Source organism: Agarivorans aestuarii (genome assembly GCF_019670125.1).
GTDB classification, from domain to species: Bacteria; Pseudomonadota; Gammaproteobacteria; order Enterobacterales; family Celerinatantimonadaceae; genus Agarivorans; species Agarivorans aestuarii.
In genome coordinates this window covers 982919-1002915 of sequence record NZ_AP023033.1, presented here as the reverse complement: position 1 = coordinate 1002915, position 19997 = coordinate 982919, and the positions used below count along the sequence as shown (strand labels likewise).

Annotated in this window: 18 protein-coding genes; 8 read left to right on the top strand and 10 right to left on the bottom strand. The window is 44.7% G+C overall.

What is annotated here, in order from left to right; genetic code table 11:
• Window positions 1-24 precede the first annotated feature (24 nt).
• The 3 genes from K5609_RS04670 to K5609_RS04660 form a co-directional block, all read right to left on the bottom strand.
• Window positions 25-552: a hypothetical protein gene (locus K5609_RS04670; protein WP_221076169.1), complete on the bottom strand. Its 528-nt coding sequence runs from the start codon at window positions 550-552 to the stop codon at window positions 25-27.
• Between the two features lie 252 nt (window positions 553-804).
• Window positions 805-1857, bottom strand: coding sequence for a ParB/Srx family N-terminal domain-containing protein (locus K5609_RS04665; protein WP_221076168.1), 1053 nt, complete (start codon window positions 1855-1857; stop codon window positions 805-807).
• A 68-nt stretch (window positions 1858-1925) separates the two neighbouring features.
• Window positions 1926-3929, bottom strand: a complete 2004-nt coding sequence (locus K5609_RS04660) for a metallophosphoesterase family protein (RefSeq protein ID WP_221076167.1) — start codon at window positions 3927-3929, stop codon at window positions 1926-1928.
• Between the two features lie 196 nt (window positions 3930-4125).
• Here K5609_RS04660 and K5609_RS04655 point away from each other — a divergent pair, with 196 nt between their 5' ends.
• From K5609_RS04655 to K5609_RS04640, 4 genes are all read left to right on the top strand, one after another.
• On the top strand, window positions 4126-4533 hold the full coding sequence (locus tag K5609_RS04655) for a hypothetical protein (protein WP_221076166.1): 408 nt from the start codon (window positions 4126-4128) through the stop codon (window positions 4531-4533).
• A 226-nt stretch (window positions 4534-4759) separates the two neighbouring features.
• Window positions 4760-5419, top strand: coding sequence for a hypothetical protein (locus K5609_RS04650; protein WP_221076165.1), 660 nt, complete (start codon window positions 4760-4762; stop codon window positions 5417-5419).
• A gap of 15 nt (window positions 5420-5434) precedes the next feature.
• A complete protein-coding gene (locus K5609_RS04645; RefSeq protein ID WP_221076164.1) occupies window positions 5435-7753 on the top strand; it encodes a bifunctional diguanylate cyclase/phosphodiesterase in 2319 nt (772 codons plus the stop codon).
• Window positions 7754-7778: 25 nt separating this feature from the next.
• Entirely contained in the window at window positions 7779-8990 is a 1212-nt protein-coding gene (locus tag K5609_RS04640) for a hypothetical protein (RefSeq protein ID WP_221076163.1), read from the top strand.
• 30 nt (window positions 8991-9020) lie between these two features.
• On the opposite strand, the gene K5609_RS04635 is transcribed toward K5609_RS04640, so the two are convergent.
• Window positions 9021-10004 carry a TDT family transporter gene (locus K5609_RS04635; protein WP_221076162.1) on the bottom strand — a complete coding sequence of 328 codons (984 nt, stop codon included), beginning with the start codon at window positions 10002-10004 and terminating at the stop codon, window positions 9021-9023.
• Between the two features lie 251 nt (window positions 10005-10255).
• Between K5609_RS04635 and K5609_RS04630 the strand changes: the two genes are divergently transcribed.
• Window positions 10256-11254: a zinc-binding alcohol dehydrogenase family protein gene (locus K5609_RS04630; RefSeq protein WP_221076161.1), complete on the top strand. Its 999-nt coding sequence runs from the start codon at window positions 10256-10258 to the stop codon at window positions 11252-11254.
• A 166-nt stretch (window positions 11255-11420) separates the two neighbouring features.
• Entirely contained in the window at window positions 11421-12740 is a 1320-nt protein-coding gene (locus tag K5609_RS04625; protein WP_221076160.1) for a ferredoxin reductase family protein, read from the top strand.
• Between the two features lie 59 nt (window positions 12741-12799).
• Here the strand turns inward: K5609_RS04625 and K5609_RS04620 are convergent, their stop codons facing one another.
• Window positions 12800-13720 (bottom strand): permease, encoded by a 921-nt coding sequence (locus K5609_RS04620; RefSeq protein ID WP_221076159.1) that lies wholly within the window; start codon window positions 13718-13720, stop codon window positions 12800-12802.
• A 104-nt stretch (window positions 13721-13824) separates the two neighbouring features.
• Here K5609_RS04620 and K5609_RS04615 point away from each other — a divergent pair, with 104 nt between their 5' ends.
• Complete coding sequence (locus K5609_RS04615; RefSeq protein WP_221076158.1) at window positions 13825-14148, top strand: ArsR/SmtB family transcription factor; 324 nt, start codon at window positions 13825-13827, stop codon at window positions 14146-14148.
• A gap of 58 nt (window positions 14149-14206) precedes the next feature.
• Window positions 14207-14989 (top strand): substrate-binding periplasmic protein, encoded by a 783-nt coding sequence (locus tag K5609_RS04610; protein ID WP_221076157.1) that lies wholly within the window; start codon window positions 14207-14209, stop codon window positions 14987-14989.
• A 160-nt stretch (window positions 14990-15149) separates the two neighbouring features.
• On the opposite strand, the gene K5609_RS04605 is transcribed toward K5609_RS04610, so the two are convergent.
• The 5 genes from K5609_RS04605 to K5609_RS04585 form a co-directional block, all read right to left on the bottom strand.
• On the bottom strand, window positions 15150-16649 hold the full coding sequence (locus K5609_RS04605) for an arylsulfatase (protein ID WP_221076156.1): 1500 nt from the start codon (window positions 16647-16649) through the stop codon (window positions 15150-15152).
• 307 nt (window positions 16650-16956) lie between these two features.
• The gene (locus K5609_RS04600; protein WP_221076155.1) at window positions 16957-17550 is read right to left on the bottom strand and encodes a sugar O-acetyltransferase; all 594 of its coding nucleotides are present in this window, start codon (window positions 17548-17550) and stop codon (window positions 16957-16959) included.
• A 104-nt stretch (window positions 17551-17654) separates the two neighbouring features.
• The gene (locus K5609_RS04595; protein WP_221076154.1) at window positions 17655-18326 is read right to left on the bottom strand and encodes a haloacid dehalogenase type II; all 672 of its coding nucleotides are present in this window, start codon (window positions 18324-18326) and stop codon (window positions 17655-17657) included.
• Window positions 18327-18623: 297 nt separating this feature from the next.
• Window positions 18624-19241, bottom strand: a complete 618-nt coding sequence (locus K5609_RS04590; RefSeq protein ID WP_246611942.1) for a CAP domain-containing protein — start codon at window positions 19239-19241, stop codon at window positions 18624-18626.
• 265 nt (window positions 19242-19506) lie between these two features.
• Window positions 19507-19968 carry an NUDIX hydrolase gene (locus K5609_RS04585; RefSeq protein ID WP_221076153.1) on the bottom strand — a complete coding sequence of 154 codons (462 nt, stop codon included), beginning with the start codon at window positions 19966-19968 and terminating at the stop codon, window positions 19507-19509.
• Window positions 19969-19997 lie beyond the last annotated feature (29 nt).

The following is a 19997-nucleotide window of genomic DNA, read 5'->3' as shown; positions in this document are numbered from 1 at the left end:
CATTGCTCTACCTTTTTTGTTTACTTACCAATGGCGTAATTTGCCAAAAGGCACGCTGTAACCAACCGTAGTTATCCACTCGTCTTTGGTGTACATCACATCTGCTGTTAAAGCAAACCCCACATACTTGCTATTAAAATACTTTGCAAAACGAACAGGGATCCCCAAGGTATCACTATCAATTGTTTCCCACTGACCGTCATTTTGGTAATCTGTGGATACAAGGGTCTTTGCTAATCCTATTTCTATCAGAAACTCGTTTTTACCCGGATAAAAGTATTTCCCAGCCATAAGTCTAAGCGAGTGAGTTTCAATATCACCTTCAGACCTATCACATAAAAAACAATCGAAGCCGCCGGTACCACCAAAAGATACCGTATAGTCAGAGAAACTATATCGCATATCAATGCTAGCATTAACACTAGGGTTTCCATAAGACATTCCCGGCTCTAGCCAGAAATAGTTTTGTTGCTCTACTGCGCTTTGTTCTTCTGCTTGTAGAGGATTTATTGCTGCGCAAAACAATAAAGCCAATAAACTTACTTTTTTCATCTCTTCCCTTAGCTGTACAACTAATCCTTTATTGGATTTTTAATAGCAAACTTGCAGGCGCATTAAATCATATAAAAAACATATATATATAAAATAGTATTGAGTTTGTGAACCAGCTATTGATAAATCAAACCATATGACAAAACTAAAAAATCCAGCAACATGGGCGTTGCTAGATTTTTGTTAATAACATTAATTATGCTTTTGCTTGGACTTATGAGGAACTAAGGACTTAGCTCACCTTGTTAAAGCTTAATTACACTCCAAGCTTACACCCGGTTGCTTATAACTTAAGGCAAAACCTAACTTACCTAAGCGGCCTTTTTTCGAGCCGCAAACCAGCTGCTGTAGAGTTTTATCACTGTTATTGTCCCAAGCCGCCTTTTGCCCTAGCTGCTTAGCGCTTCTGCCGCTGCTGGCAATAGCTTGCTCTGGCGCATACGCTAGCATTTGCTTAGCAACTTCTTCTATTTTGCTTAAATAGTATGCCTGCTCAACTAAGCGTTGTTCATCTACAGAGATGCTTTTAGCTAGCTCATAACCCCAATGAAACTCTAAAAAGTTAATCGCTTCGGCCTGCTTTTTCACCCAGCTAATATCACGCGCGAAATAAACTAAGGCTCTAAAAGCTTGGTTGGCTAAAGAATCCTGCCCGAGTGTAGTCGGCATGTTTAAATAAGAAATGGCTTCGCCACTGGCGGTAAATTGCCAGCTATTGTTAGTTTGTGCCAAGCGCTGCCAAAACTGCGACATAGCTTGCTCGATGGAATCACTTTCTCCCGCTGACCAATTATCTTGAATTTTAATCAGCACCGGCATTTGTGCCCCACCATTCTCCATATCGATAAAAGTCGAGAAGGTATGATGGCCGTCGGTTAAATATAAATGACCATCGGGTCCTACCATGGCGGTTTTCATCTCTGCAGTTTCACTACCAATTGCCAAGGGGCAGTTAAAGCTTCCCGGCTTTAATGGAGAAGACTGCTCGCTCCACTTAACCTTTTTTTCACCAGCACCGTAAGACTCACAAATTTCTTCATACATCTTTTTGGGCTCGGCTTGGTAGCGGCCAAGTTTATAATTTACTTGGTCATAGCCAATCAAAGCTTGGGTTGGGCGTAAATCTCCAACCTTTGCCCAACGAAGTTCACCTTTAGCAAAGGTTAAAGGGCTAGCATTAAGGTCACTGTTTATTGCACTTAAGTAATCAATGTTTTCTGCTTGAGCATTAAACCCTATTAGGCCAGCTAAAATACACAGCGCCAGAGCCGAGGTTTTAACTCTTTTTAAAGCTTTAAAAATCACTACACTTCCTCATTAAAACTGTTGAATTAAGCCACGGGGCCACGCCATTAGCACCCCGTGGCTAATGCCTATTTATTAATTAAGGCTAACTCTACATCTTGCTGGGCAATCATCCACCAGCGTCCACCATATTGGCTGTCGTAGCCAACTAGGGGTTGGTCACTACAGCTGGTAATACGTGCCGGAGGGTTAGTTAAGTAGTCTTCATCCCATGGCAAATCAAACACACACTCAGATGCCGCTACCGCTTGCCATTCACCGTTGGCTTTCCAAGCAAGGTTTAAGTTCTCTGCCTGCGCCAAGTTCTCGGTGGTGAACTCAATGCCATATGGATCAGCAATGATCTGTTCTACATCCCAAGCTTGAGTTGCATAACTTGGTAAATCGACCACCGGTTGTTTGGCCGTTCCATCGGGTTGCGAGCCAGGCTGGCCGGCTATGGTGCGAATATCAACTTCTCCGCCGTAGGCATTTTGATAAACTCCACCATGCACTTGGGTACCACTCACTAGCAACACCTCAGAAACTGTAGCGGCCTCTTTCGGCATCCAACTCAAGGTGAGGTGTTTTTTCATGTCGATGGTGGTGGCAGGTAGCACTACATGGCCAGTTTCTGCACCAGACTCATCAGGTTGAATCGAATCGTAATTAGGCACTACTCGGTTATTACCATTTAAATTTACATCCCAAGAAGAATGCTTGGTAAATAAGAACTGGTAGCTTAAACGCATCATGTCGTTCATGGTTTCGGCGCGGTTAAAGCCTGCCGTATACCCCATGGTTCGTTCGGTGGTGTCTACCCGGTTAAAGGTATTATTTGTGCCGCCTAACAGCTTGGCCGTACTTTGGTCATCAGCCACACAGGAGGCGGTTTTGTATTCAACAATATGGTTAAGAATTGGGCGCTGATCATCGGGTATCGAGTTTGGATAGATCAATGACTCACAACGGTTAGAGCTGCGGCTAAAGCTGTCCATTAAGGTCCAATTAGGCTCAAGCAATTCTTTAGGGCCATCACTGTTGGCCTTAATGGTATGAGGCGCCGAGTAAGCACGGTAATTTACTCTTGAACCGTCAAAATGTAACATTGCGGCGTTGGCATCGTAGTGCTCCGAGCCATTGCTCATGCTATCCATTTTGTGTTGAATAACATCTTGAATAAGCTCGCGTTCGCCATAACGGTATTCATAACCCTTGTAAGAAGCATTGCCACTGACAATTTGGGTATAAGATGGCATACGGTAATTACCACCACTAGGGGTAGATGCCAACGGTTCGGCATTGCGCCCACCTGGATCATTAGAGCCTAATACCCTCGCATGCACTTGCGAGCGCTGATACATGTGCTCGTGTCCTTGCACCCAAATTACATCTTTTTCTGTAAATAACTCTCGGATCTCTTTATGAATATCAAACAGGCGATTGTCATCTTTAGTGCCCTGTACAATTTGCTCACGGGTTTGCCCATACTTAGCGCCAATCAAGCCATCGTGGCTGGCAATTACCACATGTTCAAACTTACCTTCATGTTCTGCAACTACATCTTTAATCCAACCAAAAGCGATCGGTAGGTTGTAATAAGCAAGGCCAATCACCAATACATTTTCACGAATAATGTAATAGTTAAGCCACTCGGCACTAGGCATGTGAACAGCGTCTTCAGGAATGTAGTGACGCATGTTTTCAATCCATTCTACCGTGTAAGCCCAGCTGGTTTCGTGATTGCCCATTACTGGCAAAAACTCCATGCCAGCTTCACGGTACTTCTCAGCAACCTCCCGCCACTCTGCCCATTCTTTGGTTGAACCGTGATTGGTTAAATCACCTACCGGAATAACCAAATCAACGCCATGTGCTTGGTGCTTAGCCAACACTGCTTCCATGGGGTGTTGCGCGACTTCCCAACCATTGCCTTGGGTATCAGGTAACAGACCAATAGACAGCGGTGCCGGTACAATTGGGCTTGAAGTATCTTGGTCATTATTGCTATCACTGTTACAAGCACTAAGTAGTGCGCTCACTGCCGCAGCGCACAAAGTAGTGCGAAACACTAATTTAGTTGAATTTTGCATTAGGTAATGTCTCCATATCGCCAGTTATCTAGTTGATTTGGCGGAGGATACTGAATTCAAAATATGACACTAAGATTTCACTTTTATTAATTAAAGCAATTACTAAAATTAAGTGCTAGCCGTAATATTTATTTAATAATTAACCTCTATAACGCTGCCTTATTCTTATTAAAACCACTTGTTCAAGGCTAATTACATGACCTTTCGCCAATTACTTTTAGTTGCTTTTAGCGCAGGCCTAGCACTTACCGTCCAAGCCAAAGAGCTACCACCTCAAGCTGCAGAAATGATGTTTGAACTTAACGAAGCGGCAGCTTGCATGGCAGCCGCAAAATACTTAAAAAACCACTCGCGGGTGGCGGTACATCAACAAGACTACCAAGCTTTAGTGGCTGAATATCAAGTACCTAGCGAGCTAGCCAACTCTGTAAGGCAGTTAAACCATCGCCAATACTTAAACTTTAGTGAGCGTTACGACCAACGTTATCCAGGCCTAGATAAGCATAAAGCCCTAACCTCTGCTTATACCCACCGCTGCTACTTTATGAATGAACATGAAACTCGCCGAGCCGCGGCCTTACATGCATTAAGCAACAATGATTAAGCTAACAGCCTGCCTAAGGTACTCATTTGCTTTAGGCTTTTTCTATCTATGCCACATTTAGCGCAATTTCTGCTGCTCAATCAACAGCCAAGTGCTTACACTTAAATAGCTCAGTTATGCCCAAGCAAATAAGCTGTAATATTTGGCTAAGTGCTAAGGTCTAAGTACTAGAACCAAACCACCAACAGATTTCATCAGCCACCAGTAATGTGGCGAAAGGATGCCGATGAGAAACATAGTCACTAGCCTAGCTCTAATAATTCTCAGCTTTTCGAGCCTTGCCAATTCAAGCTTTAGCTATCAGCTAAGCCTCAGTCAGCCCGATGGCAGCCCCGCCGCCAATGTGGTGGTTTATCTTGAGCCACAGGGCCATCAACTCAGTGAGATAAACCAACAAACCGTTGTGATAGGCCAGCGAGATAAAGCCTTTGTGCCTTACATCAGTGTGGCGCAACGTGGTAGCCAAGTCGATTTTAATAACGATGACAACATTACCCACCACATCTACTCTGCTGCTGGTGATAACAAGTTTTCATTTCAAATCAAGTCGGGGGAGACCCACAGCAAACATGACTTCGACCACAGCGGCGTGATACCTATGGGGTGTAACATTCATGACTGGATGGGCGCATATTTATTGCTAGTTGATACGCCCTTGTTTAACAAAACTAACGCCCAAGGAATGGTTGAATTTACTGCTGTACCAGCGGGAGACTACCAACTGGTGGTTTGGCATCCAGAGCTTAAAACAACTAATCAGCAACTTAGCCAAAAGCTAAACATTAATAACGATGGTAAACTAGCACTTAGCTTGCCCAACGCTTTAGAAGATGCAGAACTAGAACAGCAAAATCCGGATGATTTTGATTTTCTCTCAGAGTACTAATTGGCAGGAGCGCCGATGAAAAGTATAAAGACCAAAATACTACTGCTGATCGTATCGCTATTGTTACTGCTTCAAGCGATCTCATTTTGGTCTACCTACGACTCCTTAAGGCTGAAAGAAAAAATTGCCATCGACTCGCAGTTAAGCAAAGCCAACGCTCTGTTTCAAAGTGAGTTTAATCGCCGAGGGTTTTACCTAAGCAGCTTTGCCGAAACTGTCACCAACGATTACGGATTAAAAAGTGTATTTGGTGAAGACAAACGCAGCGTTGCGATTGCTTTGCATAATCACGGTAAACGCATTAATGCAGACTTAGCCATGGTGGTCACGCCGTCGGGCATGATTGAACTGCAATTAGTAAACAGCCAGCAAGCTAATCAAAAAAGCAAAGTGGTAAGGGGTGAACAACAAGGCCAAACTTTTGCCTTTATGCCGGCATTACAACAAAACTTACTGCCTCCCTACTACGCTATAGGCAACCAACTTTACCAACTACATCTTTCAGCGATAAAGAGTGGTCCAGCGATTATTGGTTGGGTTGGTTTTGGTTACGAAATTGGCAAGCCCTTGGCAGAAAGCTTTTTAAGCCAAACCGGCTTGCAAACCGACTTTATCCTAGAGCAACAGCAAACATGGTCTTTGTTGGGCTCAAGTAATCCCGATGCCAATGTTGCTAGCGCTAAAGCCTTACTAAGCCAAACCGACAGTGATGTAATTGCTCTGCACCAACAATTTAGCGTAGCGGGTGAAGGCGCTTTTTATGTAGTGCTGCATAGCTCTAGAGATAACCTAGTGGCGGTGATTCAACAAAGTTGGGTGCAAATTTTACTGCTAACGGCACTCACGCTGTTCTGTTCGATGATAGCGGCTTACCTGATTGCTGATGACATTACCCGGCCAATTAAACTGCTGGTGAAACAAGCTAAGCGGCTAGCCGCTGGTGATTATCAAACACCGGTATCAATAAACGACAGAACCGAGCTTGGCCAACTAGCCAGCGAATTTAATAACATGCAAGAACAGGTGCTCAGTCGTGAACAGGCCATTAACCATCGCTTAAACCACGATCCTCTTACCGAGTTACCCAATCGCAACTGGCTGGCCAATAAACTTACTCAACTTACAGCAGACAGCAAACAGTCCTTTGCTATGTTCCACTTAAACATTTGTCGCCTAAAACAAGTGAACGATACCTTAGGCCACCAAGCTGGCGACCAGCTGATTAAAGAAGCGGGCAAACGCCTAAGCGCACTAAAAAGTGAACACTACCTGTGCCACATCGGTGCCGACGAATTTATTGTATTACTGCCAAATGTAACCCGAGACAACGTACAACAACATTTGCAGCTTATTAGTATGCAAATGCACGAAGGCTGTAATTTTCAAGATATGCATCTACAGCTGCAAACGCATGTGGGTGTAGCCTTATTTCCAGAGCATGGCCAAAACCCGCAGGAGTTACTACAAAAAGCAGATGCGGCCTTAAATCACTGTCGAGAAGCGCGCAGCCATTGTTACATCTACGACCCAAGTGCCGATACCAATACCGTTGAACGCTTAAGCCTAATTAACGATCTTAAAAAGGCCATTCAAAACAACCAGCTCACCCTGCACTACCAGCCAAAGTTTAGCTTTGCCGCTAACAGAATCACCCATGTAGAAGCCCTAGTACGTTGGCAACACCCAGAGTTAGGCATGGTACCACCCGATGCATTTATCGAAATTGCTGAACATACTGGGCAAATTAACCCGCTCACTCGATGGGTATTTTTAGAAGCCTTATCACAAAGCCTGGCTTGGAAGGTCAAAGGTGTCGACGTCAACATCGCGATCAATATCTCTGGCGAAAACCTAAAAGACGATAGCTTTTATAGCTTCATTTGCCAGAATATCGAAAACAAGCAACTAGCAGCAGAATCCTTCACCTTAGAAGTCACAGAGAGCGCGTTAGTTGACGACCCTGAAACGGCGATTGCCTTGCTGGCTCGCTTTAAAAAACGTGGCTTTAAATTGTCTATTGATGACTACGGCACCGGTTACTCGTCCCTTGCTCAGTTAAAACGCCTACCGGTGCATGAGCTCAAAATTGATAAATCTTTTGTACAAAAGCTCGCCATTGATGCCGACGATGCCATTATTGTGAAGTCGACCATTGAGCTGGCGCACAACATGGGCTTAAGTGTAGTAGCAGAGGGTATAGAAGATATCGAGAGCTTACGGTGGCTGGAAAAAGCCAAGTGTAATTTAGCTCAAGGCTACTTTATTAGTCGCCCAAAACCCGCTAAAGAATTATATGAATTACTCGCTCAGGAGAGCATCGAGTTTGCCGAATAAGGGAATTATTTTCAGCATCTGTTTGATGCTAACAGCTACGCTAAACACCACCAAGGCTGCGGAATATAGCGCCAGAGGGATCCTCGATTTACGCGCTAGCCATGTAGATAGCAGTGACAGCTATGTAAAAGGTGGCTACGGCAAATTTGGCTACTCTGATGGAAGCCAACTTTCCGTTGCTCAAGCTGGCTTAGATTTAAGCGCTCACTGGGATAACGGCTTCTCTGGCAAATTGGTTTTAAATGGCTGGCTCGATCAAGAAGATAGTGCGCTAGGTTTTACTGAGGCTTTTTTTAGTTATAAAGGTCTCCCCTCGGAGAGTGGCCTTCGCTGGTCGGGCCGAGCGGGCATTATGTATCCGAGTATTTCCTTAGAAAACACCGCCACCGCCTGGGCAACGCCATACACCTTAAACGCCTCCACTCTTAATACTTGGGTTGGAGAAGAAATTCGCACCACCGGCATCGAGGCCAAACTAGAGCGCTTAGGTAAATTCTCTAACTCCCAACACAACTTGTCACTAAGCGGCATGCTGTTTGTGGCTAACGACCCAGCTGGGGCCTTATTAGCTTGGCACGGCTGGACCAGCAGCTCGAGACAAACCCTATGGGGGGAAACTCGCCCATTCCCCGAACCATTGCAACCCGCATTAGCCGATCAAACCCGCCGTTCGAACCCATTTAAAGAAATAGATCATCGCCCCGGCTTTCATACTAACTTGGACTGGAGCATCAGACGCCATGCCCTGTTTAGAGTGGGATACTACGATAACCTGGCTAAACCTTACTTAATTGATGGTGGAGACTACGCGTGGCGAACCCGCTTTGCTCACTTAGGTGGAAAATGGCGGATAAACAAGCATTGGCAGCTATTGTGGCAATACATGAACGGCTCAACCTTGATGCAATCGCTCGATCGCCAAGATGCTGTGAAGATGGACTTTGCCAATGGTTTTGCCATGCTCACCCGCAACTTTAAAAAGAAGCACCGAGTGAGCCTGCGGGCAGAAGCCTTTGAAAACATCGACCGCGACAACACCCCCTTAGATGACAATAACGAGCGCGGTAAAGGCCTTACCTTCGCCTACCAATATAGGTTAAACAAAAACTGGTTTATAGGTGGCGAATACCAATGGCTAAACAGCCAACGGCCGCAGCGCGCCTTGCACGGGCTAGAAGCAGACACCAACGAACAACTGTTCCAGATAGCTGCCCGCTACTTCTTTAGCGCAATTTAACCTAGAGCAAGAGTTTAGATTTGCTTAACTCTAAAGCTGCTGATGGCGCCGCGTAAATACAAAGAAGTAGATAAACCTGAAGCTAACATAAGCGACAACTAAGCTTGCCATTAATAGTTCAAAACGCGCCAACCATAACACTTCTTCAACCAAGCTAGCGTTTACTCCCCATCTATTCAATAAGTCTGCGGTTTTAAACATGCAGCTAGCGCCAATCACCATAGGAAAGGTAAATGCCGCATAGCCTGGAGAGAAAGGTAAGCGCAATAATTTGAAAAAAGACAGGTAAACGGTAAAGGTCATCAATAGCGAAATGCCAAACAAGCTCAACACTATCAAGGCTGATGGAGAAGGCTCAATAGTCAAATAACCCGCCATCGATAAACTGGCAGGCGCGGCAAGAATGGCAATAGTGGGCTGCGCGCCTTGCTCAATATTGTCTTTGAAAATAAACCGATAAAACATCATCGGTAACATAATCGAAAAACATGCCATACCAAACCATAAACAAGCGACCGCCAGCCAATATAAAACGCCATGCACCGGACCAAGGTAAGCAAGAGCGGCCACAATAATCCCCACAGGCGGCACAAACCAGCTTGGCCCCATGTCAGTCCAATTAAATTGGCGGCTTCGGTGGTAACAAAAGGCCGCTAAAAAAGCTAAATGGATAACAATGGCCAATATCCAAAGAACACTACCAGCAAATGGGTGCAAATAACGCGCAACTGCGTTGCTTACTAGCATTAATGCCATAGCAAAAGTAGGAGCAACGCTGCCCACAACAGGGTGTGATAGATCTTGAATAAGCGTTTTAGGGTGCAACACAAACCTTAGCAGCAGCAAGCCCAACAGCATACTTGCAAGCAGCGCGGAAAGCCCTTGAACAAAGCCCTCGGTGCTATAACTAGATTCAATGACAAAGCCTAGGCTTGCTATTCCTAATGCAAGCCCTGCCACTGGCGTGGGAAAACGGCTTAAGCGCGCTGCACATATGCGCCAATTGTGTTTCATAAATGACTCTTTGTATACTCAACATAAGCAAGCCAAGCAAGATGGGCTTAGCTCAAATAGCCGACAGTTTAGTACGCTCTTAAAAAGCATAACTTGATGTAAGCTAGCCAAAACCCAAATTAAGGGCTGGTTATCTTCTCTCACTGATTATCAAAAATAAATTGAAAGTGATTTAATCGCAGCTGTGTTTTTCCTACAGCCAAACTCTACTACACTGAGTTATCTGAATTTTCGCCCTAATGGAGCCACCAATGAAAGCTGTAGCCTACCAACAAGCACTAGCAATTAGTGAAGACTTATCACTACAAGATATTGAACTGCCAAAGCCTAGTGCCAGTGCTAAAGACTTATTAATAAAAGTTGAAGCCATCTCGGTAAACCCTGTTGATACTAAAATTCGCGCCAATGCCTCCGCCGAGCAAGGCCAATGGAAAGTAATCGGTTGGGATGCAGTAGGCACCGTGGAGCAAGTTGGCGACCAAGCCCAGCTTTTCAAGGTAGGTGACAAAGTTTGGTATGCCGGTGATTTAACTCGCGCTGGCAGCAATGCAGAATACCAACTGGTAGATGAGCGCATAGTTAGCTTAGCACCCACTAGCATTCCAGCAGCACATGCGGCCGCCTTGCCTCTCACAGCACTAACCGCTTGGGAAATGCTATTCGACCGCTTGCAAGTGAGTAAAACTGAGCCAAAGTCTATTTTAATCATTGGTGCCGCTGGCGGGGTAGGCTCGATAATGGTTCAGCTGGTTAAACAGCTCACCAAGCTTAAAGTTATTGCCACCGCCTCTCGCCCCGAAACCCAGGCTTGGTTAAAAGAATTGGGGGTCGACCAAATCATTAATCACCGCAACCCTTTAAGTGAAGAGTTAGCCGAGCAAGACAACATTGACTACGTAGTGAGCTTAAACAATACCGACGAACACATGGGCGAAATAGTTAAAGTGATTAAGCCGCAAGGTAAGTTTGGCTTAATAGACGACCCCGCAGAGCTAGATGTAAAGCTGCTTAAACGTAAGAGTATTTCGCTGCATTGGGAGTTTATGTATACCCGCTCAATGTTTGAAACCGAAGATATGATTAAGCAGCACCAGCTGCTAACTGAAGTAGCACAGTTGATCGACCAAGGAAAAATCAAAAGTACCTTAGGTGAACACTTTGGCCAAATAAATGCCGACAACCTCAAACAAGCCCACGCCTTTATCGAGTCGCAAAAGGCTAAAGGAAAAATTGTGTTGGAAGGGTTTTAGCTAATTCAACACCCAAGCTAGATGAACACCCTAGGTTATTCATCTAGCTTGCTTTCCATTTTTCACGTCTATGCAAACAGCGACTTTACACTTCTTTACCCTAGCTTTACCTAACTAAAGATTGGCCTTTTTATACTTAACACTTAAGGATAAGTAAGGCCGAATCATGCGTAAAACCTCTATCACTGTTTTGCTGGTCATAGCTACCGTTACTGGGCTATGGCTTCAAGCAGAATCCACTCTCTTTTCTTCAGATAACTTCTTTCAATGGCGTTCTGCGCTGATTCAATACAGTGGCATACTCACCATAGCGTTAATGAGCCTTACTATGCTGCTAGCCTTGCGCCTGCCGTTTATCGAGCAGCTCACCAAAGGCTTAGACAAATCCTACCGTTTGCACAAACACCTCGGCATCGCCTCGTTATTAGTAGCAGTGGTGCATTGGCTACTGGCGATTATTCCTAAGCAACTTGTAAGAGCGGGAATACTAGACAAACCCGTTAAAGGCACTGGTCCCAATAATTCTGATTCGTTATATGCGCTGGTGCGTCCTTTACGTGGACTGGCTGAACAAGTAGGCGAAGTAGCCTTTTACAGCTTTGTAGTGCTAGCAGTTGTCGCCTTAGTGGGGGTGATTAGGTACAAAGGGTTTCGTTATTCGCACAAACTCATGTCGCTAGCGTTATTAGCATTAGCATTTCATTCCGCCATATTGATTAAACACAGCTATTGGCCGTACCCCATTACGTTCATCACATTAAGTCTTATTTGGGTAGGTTGTGTCGCGGCGGTTTATAGCTTGTTTGGGCGAATAGGTAAAAGTAAACAACACGATGCTACTGTTAGCGAGGTAAAATATTTAGCCAAAGACAAAGTCTTAGATTTACGCTTAGCAGCGCCCAGTTGGAGCGGTCACCACAGCGGCCAATTTGCTTTTGTGCAAGTTTCTGGAGAAGAACCCCACCCCTTCACTATTGCTAGCAGCGCTAAACAAGATGGGCAATTGCGCTTTTTAATTAAAGAGCTGGGGGACTTTACCAGTAGCTTAAAAAACCGACTAAGCCTTAAGCAAAAGCTTCGAATAGAAGGGCCCTATGGTCAGTTCGATTTTAAGCATCCGGCTCCGCAAGTATGGATAGCTGGCGGCATAGGCATTGCTGCATTCAAAGCCATTATTGAAGAGCGCCAACTCGCCCCAAAAGAGCAAGAAACTCACCTCTATTATTGCGCAGACAACCCAGACCAACAGTTTATTGATGAGCTAAAACAACAGACGAGTAAGGCTAATATACAACTCCACATTATTAATAGTGCCAGCGATCCTCTACTTAGTGTTGAACAGCTGCACCATGAGGTAATTGATTTAATGCAGCGTACTATTTGGTTCTGCGGGCCGGTCGCTTTTTCCAAGGCGCTTAAAAACGACTTGGCCAAGCTTACTTTCAACTTAAACAACTACCACGAAGAGCTATTTGAGCTGCGCTAGAACTTTGTGAATAGAAGCAATAACCCTTTGGGGCGCAAAGCCCCAAAGGGTTATTGCAATTAAAAAACAAAGTTATAAAGAAAACCTGCACCAATGGCCATGCTTAAAATTACCACCAAAAACGCCGCGATCATCTGGTTCTTAAAAATTGATTTAAGCAAAATAACTTCAGTTAAGCTGGCGCCAGCACTGCCAATAATCAAGGCCATTACCGCGCCTAAGCTCATGCCTTTAGCTGCTAAGGCAGCACTGAGCGGGATTACCGCTTCGGCGCGAATGTATAAAGGAATACCAATTACCGCCGCCACAGGAATCGCAAAGGGATTATTGTCGTTAGCAAACCGCGCAATAAACTCGCTTGGCATAAAGCCGTAAATCAATGATCCCAAGGCGATACCAGCAAACAGGTAAGGCAATACTTTCTTAAAGTCACTCCAGGTACTGTCCCAAATGGTGCGCCATTTACTCACTGGCTTTTTCTCTTTAGCACCACAGCTAGAGCCGCCGCACTGCTTGGTAGGCTCAAGATAAGCATCGGCCTTAATGTATTTTTCAAAGCCTAGTTTTTCTAAACTGAAACCAGCTACAACCGACACACTCATCGCCACAACAAAGTAGAACAAACTCACTTGCCAGCCAAAAGTAACCGTAAACAAACCAATGATAATAGGGTTAAGCAAAGGGCTAGCAAACAGGAACACCAACATAGCGCCAAAGCCCGCTTTGGCCCTTATTAAGCCTTTTAAAAATGGAATGGTAGAACAAGAGCAAAATGGAGTAATCGCCCCTAAAAAGCCTGCCACCACATAGCCACTGCCATTCTTTCCGCTAAGGATTTGCTGGATCTTTTGCGGCGGAATGTAATGCTGCAATACCCCCACCAAATAGCTAATCGCCAAAAACAATAAGGTTAATTCAAAGGCCAAAAAAACAAACATGTTAGTTGCCTGCCAAGCCATATCACTGTTTATATTCATCATCTTAACACCTATATTTCTAGAATATTCGAAATATAAACATCAAGACTAGAACATGCAAGATATTTCTAGTAATATCGAAATATATTTTTCACCCGAGAAAGCAAATGAATACAGAAAGCATTGCTAAAGCCCTTAAAGAACTTGGTCATCCCACGCGCCTAAGTATTTATCGCAGCGTGGTAAGGGCCGGTTACGCTGGTATCGCGGTAGGCGGCTTACAAGAAAACCTAGGTATTCCAGGCTCAACCTTGTCTCATCATATCTCCGGTTTGGTCTCTGCAGGTTTACTTAGCCAGCGCCGAGAAGGGCGCACTTTATATTGCGTAGCCGAATTTGAATGCTTACAAACAGTAATCGGCTTTTTGCAGGATGAATGCTGCGCCGATGAGCAAGCGCCCCCCCAAATAAACAATATAAAAACTATATAGTCCATTTTGTGGGTTGTTTTAAACTACAATTACTTCAGTCAATCATTGTAATCTCTCTATGATAAAACCGTTTTTACTCACGTTTTTTGTTGTTCACTTTATCCTTAATCAGGCGGTAGCTTCGAGCTCGCCACTTAGATTTCTCACCGTAAATGAACCGCCCGCCAGCTACCTAGATGAAGATGGCCAGATTCAAGGTTATGTGGTTGATATATTTCGCTCATTAGCCCAACGCTTAGAGGTTGATGCCAAGCTAGAAGTAGTGCCAGAAGCGCGTGCTTTACGAACCGCTTACCACAACGATAACACCATGGTGTTTTCCTTTAGTCGAAACGCCGAGCGCGATCAAAAACTCAATTGGATTGGCCCGGTTCTAATAAAAACCTGGGGCCTATATGGCCTAAAGAGCTTCCAACACGATTATGAAAATTTAGCCGACTACCCAACGATTGGCGTGACTAAGGGAGATATTCGCCACGAGTGGCTAGCCAACCAAGGCTTAAGTAATTTATCGGTTAACAGTAGCCACCAACTTAATATCCAGCTACTGGTAAGAGAGCGAGTTAGCACCATTGCCTACGAAGGTGCAGGCTTACAGATTGTTGCCAATGAACTAGACATAGACCCAACTAGCTTTAAATTGCTAAAAACGCTAAAACAACAAGGCGTATACATCGCTATGTCTAAGCATTTTACTAAGGCAGAACAATGGCAGCAGGCTTTTGAGGATATGCAAAGTGAAGGAGAGTTGCAGAAAATTGCCGAAAAATGGCGCGACAAAATAAAACAACAACATGGCGTCGACACCCAAATCAGCAAGAGTATTCTTATTCTAAAATAGCCCGGCCTTCCGCATTATTACTTTTATCACCCGCTATAGATGCCCAACAGCCAAGTGCACTGCGCACTCCCTTTGCCAATAGCGCATCTATCTACATAGACAAAGCCAGCACCTTGCTGGCTTTTCTAACTAAGCGCCTTACTACTTTGGCCTTGTTACTTTAGTTTCCTACTCCGCCAACACTAACGCTATCGTTGGCTGTCACCACTGGCCACTTCTCAAAACTCGCTAAATGCTTCTGCACCGCTGCTTGAGCTGGACCAAATGCCCACATTTTTTCACCCATCCACTTAATATACATTCCTGACTCTTCGGCGGCTCGCTCATAAGGGTCACGACGCAGGTTAAATAACAGAGGTGCGTTTAGCTCTTCTTTTGGTCCACTCCAGCCTTGGTTTTGTACAACGAAGTGTGCTTTCCAATCACCTACTCTCACTGCCTGTAACTTGTCTCGTTCATAGTAGATGATGTGTTCGCGATTCGACGGTTTGTTCTCAATTAACATATCTAGCTGATTGTAACCGTCTAAATGGGCTTTGAAGCCCTCAAAGCCTTCTAACATTTGCTGTTTTAAATCCTCTGGACCGCCAGCTGCGCTAACCAATGTAGGCAACCAATCCATTCCATCAAACATGCCATTATGGACTTTTCCCGCTGGAATCTTGCCAGGCCAACTCACCAATAGCGGCGCTCTAACTCCCCCCTCCCAAGTAGTGCCTTTTTCCCCATGGTAAGGGGTCATTCCACCATCGGGCCAAGTCATAATTTCTGGACCATTATCGGCGGTAAACATCACAATGGTATTATCAGCAACGCCTAGTTCTTCGAGTTTTGCGAGCATTTCACCAACGTGATCGTCTAAGTCTTTCATCACTACTTCTTGTAAGCCCCAGCCATTTTGACCCAGCATTGCTTCATATTCAGGTGAAAGGTGTGTCCAAACATGACCTCGAGACGGGCAATACCAAGTAAAAAATGGTTCATCTGCTTTCACCGCTCGCTCAATAAAATCAATGGCATGTTTGTTTACTTCATCGTCGAGAGTCTGCATACGCTTTTTAGTTAACGGGCCATCGTCTTCTATGGTTTGATTACCTTTCCCGTCTGACTTAGCGTAAATAACATTGCGCGGTGCAAACTGCTCAAAAGCAGGATCTTTTGGCCAATCTGGATCTTCGGTATATTCCATCGCATTAAGGTGATACAACCAGCCCCAGTACTCATCAAAACCGTGCATGGTAGGCAAAAACTCATCTCGATCACCCAAATGATTTTTGCCAAATTGCCCCGTGCGATAGCCCATGGTTTTTAGCAGCTCTGGCAACGTAGGAGTATCCGGGTGTAACCCAACCGGTCCGCCAGGTAAACCCACCGAATGTAAACCAGTGCGCACAGGAAACTGCCCGGTAAGAAAGGCTGAGCGCCCAGCAGTGCAAGAAGGTTGAGCATAGTAATCGGTGAGCAACATGCCTTTTTCGGCAATGCTATCAATATTTGGCGTTTCACTGCTCATTACGCCGCGGTGGTAGGCACTTAAATTTGAGATTCCTACATCGTCGGTAAAAATAACAAAGATATTAGGTTTATCTGGCTTGGCGTAAGCTAAAGACATACAGCCTAAACCAAGTATTAACGCCAAAGTAGCCAAAATCCTTTTCATAGTTAGTCCTTAATAGTGTGTCGTTTAATGAGCGTCGCGCTCAGCCTAAAATGCCAATAACCCAAACAGCAGCAAATGCCTTGAGTGGCAACCGCTCTAGCTAATGTAGAGTTAATGATTTTTTACTCGGTAGTTACTGTAAAGGTAGGAAAGATTCGCCTTACGTCAACTTAGTAGGTGCAAACAAAGAAGGAAAATTACTTATTAGAACAATAACTGTCTTCGAATAGGGCGAAGACCAATGAAATAATCGCTGTAGCGTGCTTTAGTTAAGCGCTCCAGCAAACCTAGTAGCGGACAAACTCCCTTATTCGAAGGCTAAGTTTTTGTAATAAAACTGCTTATCGCGCTCACTAATCTCACGCAATACTTTACAAGGGTTACCCACTGCCACCACGTTAGCAGGTATATCTTTAGTCACCACACTGCCCGCCCCAATAACGCTATTTTCTCCAATGGAGATCCCCGGCAATACCACCGAATTAGCACCAATCCACACATTACTGGCAATATGAATAGCCACATTAAATTGAGCAGCCTGCTTTCTCGGTTCTGGGTTTATTGGGTGACCGGCTGTTGCCAAGGTGACATTGGGGCCAATCATGGTGTAGTCACCAATGTAGATATGGGTATCGTCCACGAGGGTGAGATTAAAGTTAGCGTAAACCTTATTACCTAAGTGAGTATGCTTTCCCCAGTTGGCCTGCAACGGCGGCTCTATCATGCAATCTTCGCCCACGTCAGCAAAAATCTGTTTAAGCAACTTAGCACGTCGTTCTATTTCGGAAGGCCGACTATGGTTGTAGTCGTAAATCACTTCTTGGCATTGGGTTTGCTCAGCAAAAGTAGCGTCATCAAAATAGTAAATTTGTTGCGAATGTTTTTTGTCTACTTGCGCCATATTACAACTACCTTTCAGCTTGAAATGAATACCTGTCTGCGAGCAGCACTTTAGCAATATACAAGGCCGTATACTTAGCGCGAGTTCAAAATAAAACAGCCCGCTTAACCCGGCAAGGCCTCCGCTAAATCTAATAAGGAGGTGATAGTAACAGTGGGCGCTAGCTCCCAGGGGTCAAACACCACAGTTGGCGACCGTTGTACCCATGCAGCCTGCCAACCTGCCGAAACCGCACCAGTAACATCAAAGGGATTAGAAGAAACCAACCAAGTATCCTTGGCTTGGCTTTGAGTTTTATTAAGAAAATGCTGGTAAACCGCTGGATCAGGTTTGAAACTTTTTACCTCATCAACACTCACCACTGCACTAAAAAATGGCCGGATCTCAGCAGTTTCTAATAACAGTTCAACTGCAGCTTGCTGACCGTTAGAAAAAGCATAAAGCCTAAAACCCGCTTGTTGTAAGCCTGCTAAAGCTTGTTTTGCTTCAGGATGAGCGGGTAATACTTTATAAATAGCCAACAAGCTCTGCTTTTGTTGCTCAGTGAGTGGCACCCGAAACACTTGGCAGCAGTAGTCCAAGGCTTGCTCGGTACACAAGGCGAAGTTTTGGTAGTTTTGCATTAAGCCTCGGCGAAACGAATATTCTAATTGCTTATCTCGCCAAGCTTGTGAAAAAGGCGCGGCCTGCTCGCCCATATATTCGCGCAGTTTATTTAGAACACCTTGGGTGTCGATAAGGGTGCCATAAACATCAAAAGCCAGTGTTGTTGCCATCAAACTCACTCCCCTCAAAATTGCAGAATAACAAAACAAGGCCATAGTGTTTTGAACCCATCAACAAAAATCGCCAATTGCTTTATGGTTAACGAAGGTCCGTTGATCTTTGGCCGCTAAAATTTTGTTCGAGTAAACCTGTTTAAGAACTTCGATAACATGGGATTTAACATCAATATATCAGCGCTGGGCTAGCGAGGGTGAAATTGATATTCCCGAGCGCTACGCCAAATAAAACTAAACCCAGAGCATCAGCTCTGGGTTTGGTGAAATCAATTGGTAAGTTCGCTTAATAAGCTAACGCTGCGCACCAAAAACTTGAGTCCAATAAATGCCATAACTGCTGCTGGCATTTTCGGCTTTTGCGGCGCCTAATTCGGTGTAGTTCGCATTCATAATATTGGCGCAATGGCCACTGCTTTGAAGCCAACCACTCATTGCGGCTTCTACCGAGCGCTGTCCAGCGGCGATGTTTTCTCCCACATAAGACCAACTGTAACCCTGAGCACTAGCTCGAGTAGCAGAGCTTGAGCCATCTAAGCCGGTGTGAGAAAAGAAGTCATAGTTAGCCATGTTGTTAGAGTGTTCTTCAGCAGCCAATTGCAAAGACAGGTTCGAGCTTAAAGGCGCAACGGCTGGGTAAAATGTACTGCCACAATTACGGCCTTCACCGCGAGCTTCATTAACTAAACGCAGCATACTGGCTTGTAATGAATTATCTCCCGGTTCACTCGGGTCTGCAGGGCTTACTGAGTCAATCGGCTCATTGGGCTGCTCTGGTGCTGTTGGCTCAACTGGGTTGACCGGAGTCACCTCTTCATCCGACTGAGGTTCTGGCGAATCGCTTGAGCCTCCGCAGCCACTAAGTGTAAGTAACAACAACCAAGACAAAGGTAATACTTTAGAGAAATGCATCTACAAACCTATAAAATGAGGAAGCGAACATCGCTAATAAACTAAACTGCTCAACCCGCTAAAGCTTAATTAAAACCTTGCTTTACGCTCATTTGAACGGAAAACCACTAAATTTGTAGTATCTTCATAACAAGTTATAAGTGCACTAAATGCACACTAAATAGATATTACAAATCCATAAATAACATACACTTAGACTAACACCTGCAGAGATAATTAATCAAAAAATTATCATTAACAGTACTTGCCGCACTAGGTTTATCCGCTAACTAAGTGAGCTTATATCTACCTCAAACAAAGGGTGGGGTTTGTTTAAAACAAAGTTCTGCCAAACCTGTTGATACACTTCTCGCTGGTTTGGAAAAGGCACCAAGTCACAGGCTTCTTGCAAGCTACACCAGCGAAATTCACTATGCTCATGGTTCAACACTACCGCCTGCTCAGCCGGGCAAAACACCACAAATACCGGAATAATTTGCATCACGTTTACATTAGCTTCAAAAAACTGCTCAAGAGTTTGGCCGTTATATAGCTGTTTCACCTCAATTTGGGTTTCTTCGTTAAACTCTCGAATTATCGCCTGCCAGGCTTTTTCATCCCCTTCAATATGCCCCGCTACATGGCACCAATAATTGCCCTTGGTTCGCTTCATAAGCAACATTTTGGTTTCACCGTCGATTTGCGACAAAGCCACGCCAGCCACTATCGAAGTATTCAAAGGGATCATGGTAATTTCCTATGGTAAAAGAAAAACTA